The sequence below is a fragment of the Lysinibacillus sp. K60 genome, assembly GCF_019731275.1.
Taxonomy (GTDB): Bacteria; Bacillota; Bacilli; order Bacillales_A; family Planococcaceae; genus Lysinibacillus; species Lysinibacillus capsici.
The window spans coordinates 18,729-30,204 of record NZ_JAASJR010000009.1 but is presented as its reverse complement, the minus strand read 5'-3'; the positions used below and the strand labels follow the sequence as shown (position 1 = coordinate 30,204).

The window sequence follows — 11,476 nt, the reverse complement described above, 5'->3', positions numbered from 1 at the left end:
AGGTAGTAATTATGGGAGTTTTACAACGGATAAGTGAGCAACCAAGAGTGCCAATCGGTAGAATTACATTTCACCTTCAAACATCTATTTATCGTAAAAAAAGTGGGGAATATGAAAAAGTACGTGAGTACCTAAAAATTGGAGAAACTAAAGATATATACAGTGTTAACGGCGATTACATTGAAATTCAAGATGGGCTCTATATTAGAAATATGGATGAACATCAATATACCATGACTTTTGGGGAGCTTATCGTGCAAGGAGCAAATGTGAAGTCCTGTTCTAAAAACGGCATTATACTTAGAAAATTGAGACCTGGTTTAATACTAAGGGTTGTATCAATAAAGTTTATTTCAAATGATGTAACAGTCTTTGGTATTAATGAAAAAGAGTTTATTAGCAGCGATGAAGATGTTCAATATATTATGGGTATTTTCGAATTTGATGACGATTCAACTGTATTAAAAAATGGTCAAACAAAAAAATTCAAAAAAGGTGATACTGCTCCATATCAAAGAGTAGATGGCCATAATCTTTTTCTATTGGATGGCACGTGTCTAGACATATCTAGATTAAATGGATCTTTTCATGGGCTTTAATGAATGCAGAAGGGGGAAACTTTCGTGTTTTTAACTATTCTTTCTTTGTTCGTATCAATAGGCTTTGTTTATCTTGCACAACAAGAATTAGTTAAACAAAGCCAAGCTAATAACAAAAAGGTAATGCTATTGTCTTTAAATGGTACCTTATTTGCGCTTGGAACCGTTGTTTCTTCAATCAAACACATTATGACTTAGTAATGAAAAAGAGTAACCTCATTCAAATACAGGGGTTACTTTTTAATTACCATGAAAGCAGAATCAGAAAATTATTGGAGGAGAATATGAATCAATCGAAAATGATTAAGAGTAACAAAGATTTAGTTGCTTTAAGAATTAACACAATAAGATCTGATTTAGGTTTATCGATAGGCGTTATGGCAGAAAAAATAGGAATTTCCAAGAGTACACTAAATTCATACATTAGGGCGTTAGCAATGCCTCCAGAAAGAATTGTATATAAAATATCTATTTTGAGTGGGAGAAGTATTGAATGGATTTATTTTGGTGATAAGAGAGATTATATTAGGCAGCTATTAGAATTCTATGGCTATAGTCAATTTTTAAGTGATTATCCAGCTACTATAGATCATGTACTGGATCGCTCTCAAGAATACATGGTTTATCCTATTGAGCATAGGTACGCACACGATTTACAAATAAAAGAGGTCTTTTATCAAATTTACTATCCGATTTTTGTTAGATACGTCGATGAATTAATAAAAAAATATGTAGATGAAATTCACAAGTACCCGATTTATCCTGGTGATGATGAATATCAAAGATCAAAATACTCCAATTTAGTTCATAAAGTAATTAGGCAAAATGCAGTTAAATATGGAGAAGAAGGAAAAATCTTATTAGTGGCAGAAACAGAATTTAAGCGATTTGTAGATCATTACACTAAAAATAAGGAGTTGGTTCCATGTGATGATGAACCGCAACCGTTTCCTTATCGTTTAAGCACTAAATTAAGGGACAAAAAGGGGACAATAGAGGTTATTGAGTATTTAAGTCGTTTATATGGAGAAGTCTTTGATACCAAAAATGAAGCGGCAGATGAAATCATTAAAGTATTTAAGGATTTAGGTTTAGAACTTGAGAAAATTAACACAAAATACTCGGGCCTGTGCAAATAAAGAGTTGAACACTTTATATTAAGTTATTAATATGTTTCAATCCAAAAATAAAGTTGTTTAAAAGAAAGGATAAGCTTGATTGAAAAAAATTAAAATAGCAAATGAATTATTAAATAACACTTTAAATATTTACATTAAGGAATTTGTCCAAAACTACAATTTAAACATTAGAGAACTTGAAGAGGGTAAATGTTTGGATGAAAGTTTAATACGTTTCCATAATTGTGTTTCTTATATTGAAACAGAAAACTTTGATATTACAGGATGGATGCTATTTGAAATTCCGATTTTCTATGCATTTTGTTTTAGGAATGAAAGAACTAATCAAAAATTCGACTTAGCCGCATGGGATCTTGGAGAGGTCATACCCAGATATTTAGATGAAAATTGGTGTGAACGAGACTGTAAATCTATTAATGAAGCAATAGCCAATTATAGTTTTTAAATAACTATATTGTAAATGAAATAACTTTATTATCATTACACAGGGCCAACTTAATTTTACTTTTAACCTTATTAAACAGACCGAGAGACCATATGTCTCGGTCTGTTCAGTTCAGGTGAATCCTTCAGCTATAGAAGTTTAAGATCGATATAAATCTTTTTTATTGGTTTGATATTCTTACAATTGTTGAATAACATTCTGGGAATTCGGACCAAAAGTCAATTATAGCTTTGACATACTTGCTATACTCTGTTAAATCCTCACGCAAGACGATTTCTGAATTTGTTGTTAACTCTTCTTTTATTAGTAAAATTTCCTTTCTTTCTTTGAATTCTTGTTGCTCTTCAGGATTAAGAGAATTAAAGTATTCTTCTTCTTCTATTTTGTTTTTCGGAGTTTGAAAATAAAAGAGTGCATTCGTTAGATCTACAAATAACTCCTTGTTAGAGCGATATAGACGTTTTGCTGAATTACCATCCCCATGTTTATATACATTTGCTATCTTGTTTAATTCATCTATGAGTGGCCATGATTTAACAACCCCAGTTTGATAATTAAGGGCTTTTAAAACATCTTTTATTCCCCCAAATGTTGTGGCAAAAGAAGGCATTTTGTCTTTAGTTCTAACCAAACTTAATCTATGATTTAACTCGCTATATAATAGCTTTCGTATTTGCTGTTCAAACACTTGATATAAGTTTACAAGAGATGAAAAGTGAAATTGATATTTCATCAGATAATCACGTTCAATACGGAAAGCAGCCTCACTTTCATACTCTGAATAATCAATATCAGCTAGGTCCATTCCATGGCTTTTTGCCATAAGCTTCTCATACTCTTCATGCTTATAATCATAATATCGATCGTCTATATTACTATAAACCAACTCCATTGTTCGATTGTATGTGTATTGCATAGTGTTATAAAGTTGAACAAATTCATCTTTTTTTTCTTTGAAAAGAAAAATTTTTACATAAACTTGATTTGAATTATCAGACATAGCGTTGTTCTCCATTTCAATAAGTTATTTATCATAATTATTACCATATCAGTTACAGAGAGGAAAATACATACTTTAAAGCAAACAAGTTTGTTTGTCATATATTTTTCTTAAACCGTAAAAAGACCGAGACATGTGTCTCGGTCTAACAAATCGTAAGAAATGTATTTAAGCTGACAAATGATTACACGTGCGATTTTTTCTTGTCTGCCTTAATGTCAGAATATTTCAAAACAATAATAACGTCAAGCAAATTTTTTGACTAGTTGTTGCAATGATAAAAGGCTGCATTTTAATTAGCACCTAATTCCAATATTTCTGTTTAATTCAAATTAATCGAAACAAGGTTTGGAGATATTTTGTTATCTAAAACGGTCTAAGCGCCAACTTAGTTCATGGTACAATTCGAGTGTTATCATTAATACCCTTATTAACGGGCCAAGAGGTATCATAAAATGTCTATAGATAATAAAAAAATCATGCTTTAAGTTGGCGCTTAAAACATGACATAAATTAGAGTCGCAGCCACCCTACAACTATAGAAAAATTATAACCTATAAAAACTAAAAAATGTTTCTGTATATGTTTTTCTTAAGATGTTTGTTTCTCCGTATTATCTTCCAAACAAAAGCCCTTAAATGAGGCTATTCTAAGTAATCCTGTTTTGGTTTTTTCCAGGTACTGCACCTTACAATTTAGTACTGGTTCAATCCAAGTAATATTGCGTTCGTTCTTAATTATTAGTTGCTTTGCAATTTGCCGAAAGGCCATTTTTTCTTCTCTAGAGAAACCAAATTCAATGTTGGCAAGTCTCTTATACTTCCCATTGTTCAAGCGGGTACCAACAACTAGGGAAAATGGTTGTTCACTGAAGCCCAAAATAACTGTATCGGCTATTTTGAAATGTTTATATTTTAACCAATCTTTTGATCGGTGATTAATTTTGTATACAGAATCACGTCGTTTTCCTACGATTCCTTCCATGTTCTTATCCTTAGTTAATTGGAATACGTGGGTACCATATCCTTCCACAGATGGGGTTACAATCATACTATTTGAAGGTTTAATAATTGAAGATAACATTTCTTTACGTTCAAATAAAGGAAACTTCATTACTGGGTTATCTATAGCTAATATATCAAAAGCTATAAATGTAGCTGGGTGGGTTTTAATAGCTTGTTCTATCTTGTCCTTATTGGAAAGGCTACCCCGAAAGGCAAAGTCCTCAAAAACAGAAATGCCGTTCCTTAATACCACACCTTCAGCATCGATAATAGCTGTATGTTCCTTAATGGATTGACCAACTTCTATTAACTCTGGAAACTTTGAAGTGATGTTGTTACCCTCACGTGTGAAAGCCTCAACTCTATCGCCTTCTTTATGAATAATAGTACGCCAGCCATCCCATTTGATGTCGAAAATTGTGTCCGAATCATCTTTAACTTCCTTGCCAGTAGCAAGTAACATAGGTTTGATTGGAGTAAATAGCATTTTACTTTCCCCCTTAGATTCAATTATCGCATGAAAAACTAAATGAATGTACCAGTAATTTATGCCAAATTAACTATGATTTTAGGTGTGAACTATATTTCAGCATTACACAAGGCATAGTCCTTTTTTAATTTTTAGGAAGAATGATTTAATTAATCCGTTTCTGTGCTAATATTAAATAAAAGGTAAAGGAGGAAGGTTCCAATGAAGGAAATATTTTCGCAGGGAGTTGTTGATAAAACTGCGTATTTAAATTGGAGAACGAGTCGTCATGATCATATCCAAAATATGCTTGTGATAGCAGATGGATTTAGGGATTCCGCATTACTTCTGGTAAAAGAATTATTAAAAGACAATACTACTAATAGAGCTGATAACATAATATTCCCAGTTTTGTTTAATGCTAATCACAGCATCGAAGTCTATTTAAAGGCAATTTGTTGGACACAAAATTTATTGCTAGGAATTAATGATACTTTCCCTGGGAATCACAATTTAAAAGGGTTATTCGATAAAGTTGTGGAGTTGGAGAGTAAATTAGGTCATCCAAGTGATAAAAGCAGGTTTATGGATATGTTAAGTAAATTGGAGGCATATATAGATGAGTTGTATGGGAATATCGAGAGAACTGTAAGAAATGGAAATGGGAAAGATAGAATCATTCATGATATTACTTTTTGTCGATATACTTTAAATAATAACTTAGAACCGCAGTTCTATATAAATACATTTGATAACGTTGTAGTGGATTTAGAAAACTTCTTAGCAGTCTTTAAAGAGATTTTCGATAATCTAAGTTCTTTAGCAATGCATTACCAAGCTCATTTAGAAGCAAAACAAGAAGCACAATATGAATGTAGAGAGTAAAATCCAAGAAGCTAGATAAAATATTATCTAGCTTCTTTTGTTTTGTCTTTAAACTAATTTTCCGCTTCAGCAGTCGTTTAGTTTATCTAGCTGAAGCAGTGTATATAGGTTGATATACTTTATTCTATTGGCAGTAGTTCTTTATAAAGTTGATATATTGGAAATTCCTTGTAAGCCTCTTTAACGTCATCTGAAAGGTTTTCAAATGATTCTTGTGCTTCAAAAGTACTTCCGAGCAAAACGTTTGTACAAAAGAGTAATTGATGATTATCTGTATTTTTTTTCATTTGCATCAGTTCTCTAGCTTGTTCAATGGATAAGGAACCATTCATTCTTTTTAGGACTTGCATTAAATTAACGCGAATAATTTGTTCTTCATTTTCGGCTAATCCTCCAATATGGAGTGAATATATACGGTTAGCCAGATCTAAAAACTCTATCTTTTTGCTTTCATCATATGCTTTAATGCAGCTTAAACAAAAGTCATTGATATATTGAAATGCTTCCATGATGGGATTAAGCTTTTCAAAGCTTTTAAATATTATCTCAAAATCAATATTAATAATATTTATCATCTCGTTAGGTTTCATAGTAGCATATATTGAAGTGGGGCATTTTTTTATTAGCTTCTGATCTTTATGATCTCTAATTTCCAGTATCGTTTCTTGATTTATTACCTCTTCCGAAAAAGCGTTGATAAAGTGAGGTTGGGGCTTATTTTGTTTATATAATAAGAAAATCAAGCCACCTAATTCGAATGTATAAAATCGCTGAGCTACATCATTGTTTTTAAATTGATTATTTACTACAGCATCTACTAACAATCTAATTTTATGCTGTAGGGTAGGAGGCTCTTCTTTAAATAAAGTGTAAGTATCTACCCTTAAAATATCGAATGCTTCTTTTAGATTTGAAAAATCTTGATAGAGGTTTTTAACTTTAGTAAGTATGGCTGGATCGTTTATACGTGCACCATTAAAGACATGTCCAGCATCTTTAAATATTATTTCCTTTCCTGATAATAAAGCTATGAGTATAGGTAATATTTTTAGTTGTGTATCTACTGAGATAAATTTTTTGATGTCAAATTTAAATTTATGATCGTCCGTCACCTTTATTTCTAAAGAATTTTCGAATGTGAAAATAACATTATTAGTACTCTTATTAATTTCAATTTCTACTAAAACATCTTTATACTCTGTTCCTTCAATCATTATTGTTTCTAATTGTTCAGATATTTCCCCAATCAGTTTAATTTGCCCAATTGGAATTTGTAATTCTCCCATAAGACCATAAAGAGTAAAATCATGTTCTTCTATGTCCTTATCTTTTGCTGGATTATAAGTAAGACTAGTCATCCGAAAAGAAGAGAAATCTTGTTTTTTAAATGGATTATGTTCAACTATATTAATCGGTTGTTTACGGGATTCCTTTATGAAACCACTGCATACAGAACGAATGTTAGTACAATCTAAAGCACGTAGCGTAATTTGTCTTTTTTGCTGATGGCCATAATGATTAATAAGGTTCTTCAATTCTACGGGTAATAATTGTTTGTAGAAAATTTTGGTGTTCGCCAAGTCATCTACTTCAACCACAAACAAAACCGCTCCATTAGTTTTATAAAAATTTCTATAATGGTCCAGTTCAAGGGAATAACTTCTTTTTGGACCAGAAAAATGTTTAACGCTTGTTCCTTTTACCTGAACGGGGACTTTGCCTATAAGAGCGTTTCTTTTTTCAGATGTATCTTGCATGACGTCGATATGACCATCAAAAGATATTCCTTTGTCTCCAGTAGGTATATCAGGTATTAGTGTATTAAGAGTTGCTTCTCTTATAACTGCAGTAACTGCAAATGTTTCAACTTGCATATTGGAGAATGTGGCCATTTTTTCACCATCCATTTATGAAATGTTATATGCTTATTGTACTATTTAGTTCCATGTTTATCTATGAATGTATATTTTTAAGTTTTCATATAACTTAATGAAATAATGAACTGAAATGGTGTTAGAATTGAAATATAACCAATATTAAATATCTAAATCGTTGTGGTTGCTATCCAATAATCAAGGTAGTGGATGGAGGAAATAAAATGAAAACAAATGAAGTGATAATTAAAAAAGTTAGGAAATGGCTAGAAGCGGAAGATAAGTCATATAAATGGCTTGCAGATCAAATGAACATTAGTAAATCACTTGTGGGATTAATCTTGAAAGGTGAGCGGACTTTAAAACCAGAAAGAATAGAAGAATTAGCAAAGATAATGAATGTAACTACTAAAGAACTTTTGCAGCCTGAAGTTGTTAATGATGAAAAAACAACCGTAAAGATAAGAGGGGCAATAACTAATCCTAGGTCCAAGAGAGAGCTCGATTCTTTACTATTCGCAATTGATGATTACGTAGGGTTAAAGAACAGGTGAGAGTACTAGATAGAGATAGGAATGTTCAATAGACAATTTTAAATAAACTGTGATTAAAGTAACCAAAGTATACCTTCGTGGAAACTTTGGTTACTTTTTTATTTTTATTATTGACTTTTATAAAATGTTAGGATAAATTGTAAATACAGTAAATGTTTCTTGTAACCTAAAGGTTGATTTTAGAAAAAACAGGTTACTTAATAAGGAGGGTAATATGAAAGATTATAGTTTCTTAGAAAACCTGAGTATGAAAGAAAAGGCCGAATGTTGGGCAATTTACTCACGAATAGAAGGAAGTAATAGTTTATTCTTAGAATTTGAGTTTAGAAAGAAATACTCAAATGATTTATCAGCTAATTTGGCCCTAGTAAAAGAAATCGAAGAATCCGAGGATGGAAAAGTTTTAAGGGCTATTTTAATGTACAGAGAAGCCTTAAAAAGAATTAAAATTCTTAGTACCCTAGATGAAGATATACTCGATTATGTATTTTCCGATTTTGAATTAACTACATTAGAAAATGAAGTTTCGAAAAATAAGGAGCAAATTAAAGAACTTTTAATGCAAGGAAAACTAGCATCAGAAATAAAAGATTACTTAGGGGATAAAATTCAGGAGGTATACAGTTCAGAATCACTAGGGGAAAATTTCGAGCATTTGGATGATTATGTAGAACTCTATTTTCATTCAGTTATTACAAAATTAATTTTTGAGACATCTGTTGAGCTGAATGAAGAATACATTCGGTCTAATCCATCTAAATTCATAGTAAAACTAGATGATGAAATGTATAAGCATCTCGAAATAATTAGATTAAATTATAGTAATGCTATGACCACTCCAGGAAATATTGATATTCTCAAATTTCTTCTTAAAAATCATATTGAGGAAATTAAGCGTAAATCAGATTATTACGATGAAATGGAAGAATTAGTTGTAAAGTTTATTGAAAATGGAGGAGCTAAAGAATGAACCTTTATCCAGATTTAACACAAAAAATAAGTGAGATCAAAAGAACTCTTGTTAAGAAAATTTACATAGAAGCATACAAGCGTATTTTGAGTGAGAGAGTTATTGTTGAAATAGTAATTGTTCAAGGGGAGAAAAGGTACGCATTAGGTATTAAAGGAGTCCCGAATTTCTATGGTGCCACAGCTGAAGACAACGCGATAAAAACATTTAATTTGATTAATAAATATGCTAAATATTGTGGTTATCGATTCGATTTCATCATCAATCAATTTGAAAATAAACAAGTTCCAGCTAGAAAGGCACTTATAGCCTGTGAAATAGATGAAAATTTCTATAAAATGATTATTCAAGGGAAGATGATAAACGAATTAAATAACGGTATTGGAAAACTTCAATTTCAATTAGTTTAATACCTTGAAAGAACTCCGTTTTTAGAAGCGGAGTTCTTTTTTAAAGATAATTAAATTAGAAATTTGACTTAATACCTTTAACAGTTAGTTTTTCTTCAAGAAGGTCAAAGTTGAAGTGTTTTAGTGTTGGATTATCTGTTCGAAGATCATCAACCATTTGTGTGAGTGTACGATTCTTTTTATCTTTTGCTATTACATCATTTACAAATTCGATACGTTCGAAGAAAGGTTCCCTATACTTATACTTCATTACATCAGCTTTATAGCGAGCTAACTTACCGTAAATCGGAATATCCCAACAAACGATAATAAGATTAATTGCAGTATGTAATTGTTTAGCGGTGGGGTTCCACTTGTTCTTATAATCATCATCTTTCGCTGAATTGTCTGTGCCTTCAGTTGAATTTTCATTATGTGGAGTCTCATCATCAAGCTCCCTTGTATTTTCTCCCGAAAGAGGATTAAATATTTTAATAGGTTCAAGGTTAGCTAGACGTATAAAACTCTTGGCAGCTTCAGCCCCACAAAAAAAGGACCCATTATCATATTTGTCTTTTTTGTTTTCGTACTGGAAAGTGTAATATTTATTCGTGCACTTTGCACCAGCGCAACTGATTTTGTCTTGCCCCTTTAACAACTTTGTATGCGCGATTAGTTTTATATTGTACTTTTCAACAATTTCCTCGCGCCTGTGTTCTTCCCGGCAATTTAACTGATTTGATTTCACAGTAATACCTCCCTTATATCATTAATTTGGCTATATAACTGATTCTACTCTAGTCCATTTAACATTGCTGACCAGTAATTATATAAGTAAATAATATCAGTAGTCCAATATATTTCCAACTAACCTCTTACTACATTAGCAATATAAAACTAGATTGACATAAAATGTTTGTGATGGTAAATTGGTTCTATACTTGATTAAACGACTTTTCTGTTCCGCCACACGGTAGAACAATTTTTTAAACACTTTCTTAATGGGTGTTCTAACGATTCTTTAGGGATTCGTCTGAACTTTATTTGAGAAAGTGTTTTTTGTCGTTCTCAAGTAAAGAAAGGAGGGCTGTTATATAGAGAAATTCTCTAAAAATTAGAATGAATTCAGCTAGAAGCTGAAATGGGAAAGGGGCGTGTTATCTATAGCAATTTTTGATTTTATACTATCCATGATGCCAGCTCTATATGTAATAGGGTCAATTGTGATTATAGGTGCATTAGAAGGTGTGTTGGAGGAATACTTCAAATTCATGGATAAGAGAGTTTTAGAGGTCGTAGCTGCTACGGAAGATGATCATTCTAATCCTCAATTACCATCTACCTTTTGGTCCAAGCAAAGGATAGTTAGGCTTATCTTCAAATTGTCACGTATGTTGATGATTTTGATCATTCTATCCATTTCCTTTATATCTACTTTAAAGGTTATCTTGGCTATTATGGATGGCGGGGTTGCTAGTATTAACTGGAACTACGTATTGCTAATGCCTTCATTCAAAATGTACAAGGCATTCACAAAAGTGATGAGTGATGTGGTGAATAATACTGATGAAGCGGCTAATGATGCATCGAAGGTATTTTCAGGCTACAACACAGTATTTGGGTTGTATGAAAGTCTTAAATCACTTCAGTCATCAACTACAGAGAGAGAAGAAATAAAAAAGCCGACCAATACAGAAGATGAAACACAGTAAACTGGTTTATCTAACGTATTAGGCCGAGCAAGGTAATTTCATTCTAGCCATTTATAAATACAAAGTCAATTTTTTGTTGCTGTAAATGGCTGAATGAAATTAATATTACCGCTCAGAATATGCTATACTAACTGCAAGTATATACTGAGTAGGAGGGAGAAAAGTGAAATTGAACGCTAATGTGGATGAGCTACGTAGATTAGTAAATAACACACGAAATAGAAATGTATTTGTACGTTTTTTAGTCTTTTGTACAGTAACAAAGGCTCTTGCTCCAGGTTTTTTGAGATACCCAAAAGATACACTCAAATTGTATCTAAAACATCTTGCTTCTGATCAAAAGGGCAAGTTAAATGTATAATCTATCCCCCGCTTCAACTAATCTATATGGAGTGGGGGTTTTTTTAGGATACACATGAATATTTCTCTTGAAGAA

General features: G+C 31.7%; 14 protein-coding genes. 10 read left to right on the top strand and 4 right to left on the bottom strand.

Annotated elements, in window-relative coordinates; genetic code table 11:
- The first annotated feature begins 11 nt into the window (after nt 1–11).
- The 4 genes from HCH28_RS18215 (at nt 12) to HCH28_RS18200 (ending at nt 2,183) form a co-directional block, all read left to right on the top strand.
- A complete protein-coding gene (locus tag HCH28_RS18215; RefSeq protein ID WP_221682514.1) occupies nt 12–599 on the top strand; it encodes a hypothetical protein in 588 nt (195 codons plus the stop codon).
- Between the two features lie 24 nt (nt 600–623).
- Complete coding sequence (locus tag HCH28_RS18210) at nt 624–797, top strand: hypothetical protein (protein WP_221682513.1); 174 nt, start codon at nt 624–626, stop codon at nt 795–797.
- An 86-nt stretch (nt 798–883) separates the two neighbouring features.
- Entirely contained in the window at nt 884–1,738 is an 855-nt protein-coding gene (locus tag HCH28_RS18205) for a helix-turn-helix domain-containing protein (protein WP_221682512.1), read from the top strand.
- A gap of 79 nt (nt 1,739–1,817) precedes the next feature.
- Entirely contained in the window at nt 1,818–2,183 is a 366-nt protein-coding gene (locus tag HCH28_RS18200; RefSeq protein WP_221682511.1) for a hypothetical protein, read from the top strand.
- Between the two features lie 160 nt (nt 2,184–2,343).
- Here the strand turns inward: HCH28_RS18200 and HCH28_RS18195 are convergent, their stop codons facing one another.
- Together HCH28_RS18195 and HCH28_RS18190 are read right to left on the bottom strand one after the other, a co-directional pair.
- On the bottom strand, nt 2,344–3,183 hold the full coding sequence (locus tag HCH28_RS18195) for a hypothetical protein (RefSeq protein WP_221682510.1): 840 nt from the start codon (nt 3,181–3,183) through the stop codon (nt 2,344–2,346).
- A 591-nt stretch (nt 3,184–3,774) separates the two neighbouring features.
- Nucleotides 3,775–4,674, bottom strand: a complete 900-nt coding sequence (locus tag HCH28_RS18190; protein WP_255601680.1) for an ATP-dependent DNA ligase — start codon at nt 4,672–4,674, stop codon at nt 3,775–3,777.
- A gap of 204 nt (nt 4,675–4,878) precedes the next feature.
- Here HCH28_RS18190 and HCH28_RS18185 point away from each other — a divergent pair, with 204 nt between their 5' ends.
- A complete protein-coding gene (locus HCH28_RS18185; RefSeq protein WP_221682509.1) occupies nt 4,879–5,541 on the top strand; it encodes a hypothetical protein in 663 nt (220 codons plus the stop codon).
- Between the two features lie 119 nt (nt 5,542–5,660).
- Here HCH28_RS18185 and HCH28_RS18180 read toward each other — a convergent pair whose 3' ends face one another.
- On the bottom strand, nt 5,661–7,433 hold the full coding sequence (locus tag HCH28_RS18180; RefSeq protein ID WP_221682508.1) for a DUF4365 domain-containing protein: 1,773 nt from the start codon (nt 7,431–7,433) through the stop codon (nt 5,661–5,663).
- A gap of 206 nt (nt 7,434–7,639) precedes the next feature.
- On the opposite strand from HCH28_RS18180, the gene HCH28_RS18175 reads away from it, so the two are divergent.
- The 3 genes from HCH28_RS18175 (at nt 7,640) to HCH28_RS18165 (ending at nt 9,349) form a co-directional block, all read left to right on the top strand.
- Nucleotides 7,640–7,969, top strand: a complete 330-nt coding sequence (locus HCH28_RS18175) for a helix-turn-helix domain-containing protein (protein WP_221682507.1) — start codon at nt 7,640–7,642, stop codon at nt 7,967–7,969.
- A gap of 214 nt (nt 7,970–8,183) precedes the next feature.
- Nucleotides 8,184–8,939, top strand: a complete 756-nt coding sequence (locus HCH28_RS18170; RefSeq protein WP_221682506.1) for a hypothetical protein — start codon at nt 8,184–8,186, stop codon at nt 8,937–8,939.
- A complete protein-coding gene (locus HCH28_RS18165; RefSeq protein WP_221682505.1) occupies nt 8,936–9,349 on the top strand; it encodes a hypothetical protein in 414 nt (137 codons plus the stop codon). The genes HCH28_RS18170 and HCH28_RS18165 overlap by 4 nt, the downstream gene beginning before the upstream one ends.
- Nucleotides 9,350–9,404: 55 nt before the next feature.
- Here HCH28_RS18165 and HCH28_RS18160 read toward each other — a convergent pair whose 3' ends face one another.
- The gene (locus tag HCH28_RS18160; RefSeq protein WP_221682504.1) at nt 9,405–10,076 is read right to left on the bottom strand and encodes a hypothetical protein; all 672 of its coding nucleotides are present in this window, start codon (nt 10,074–10,076) and stop codon (nt 9,405–9,407) included.
- A gap of 406 nt (nt 10,077–10,482) precedes the next feature.
- Here HCH28_RS18160 and HCH28_RS18155 point away from each other — a divergent pair, with 406 nt between their 5' ends.
- Both HCH28_RS18155 and HCH28_RS18150 read left to right on the top strand, forming a co-directional pair.
- On the top strand, nt 10,483–11,040 hold the full coding sequence (locus HCH28_RS18155) for a hypothetical protein (protein ID WP_221682503.1): 558 nt from the start codon (nt 10,483–10,485) through the stop codon (nt 11,038–11,040).
- A gap of 163 nt (nt 11,041–11,203) precedes the next feature.
- Nucleotides 11,204–11,401 (top strand): hypothetical protein, encoded by a 198-nt coding sequence (locus HCH28_RS18150; protein WP_221682502.1) that lies wholly within the window; start codon nt 11,204–11,206, stop codon nt 11,399–11,401.
- Nucleotides 11,402–11,476: the final 75 nt, after the last annotated feature.

Excerpts from the sequence above, each read along its gene's own strand:
- HCH28_RS18205 (WP_221682512.1), top strand. The coding sequence starts at position 884 with ATGAATCAATCGAAAATGATTAAGAGTAACAAAGATTTAGTTGCTTTA.
- HCH28_RS18215 (WP_221682514.1), top strand. The coding sequence starts at position 12 with ATGGGAGTTTTACAACGGATAAGTGAGCAACCAAGAGTGCCAATCGGT.
- HCH28_RS18170 (WP_221682506.1), top strand. The coding sequence starts at position 8,184 with ATGAAAGATTATAGTTTCTTAGAAAACCTGAGTATGAAAGAAAAGGCC.
- HCH28_RS18195 (WP_221682510.1), bottom strand. The coding sequence starts at position 3,183 with ATGTCTGATAATTCAAATCAAGTTTATGTAAAAATTTTTCTTTTCAAA.
- HCH28_RS18185 (WP_221682509.1), top strand. The coding sequence starts at position 4,879 with ATGAAGGAAATATTTTCGCAGGGAGTTGTTGATAAAACTGCGTATTTA.
- HCH28_RS18180 (WP_221682508.1), bottom strand. The coding sequence starts at position 7,433 with ATGGCCACATTCTCCAATATGCAAGTTGAAACATTTGCAGTTACTGCA.
- HCH28_RS18175 (WP_221682507.1), top strand. The coding sequence starts at position 7,640 with ATGAAAACAAATGAAGTGATAATTAAAAAAGTTAGGAAATGGCTAGAA.
- HCH28_RS18190 (WP_255601680.1), bottom strand. The coding sequence starts at position 4,674 with ATGCTATTTACTCCAATCAAACCTATGTTACTTGCTACTGGCAAGGAA.
- HCH28_RS18165 (WP_221682505.1), top strand. The coding sequence starts at position 8,936 with ATGAACCTTTATCCAGATTTAACACAAAAAATAAGTGAGATCAAAAGA.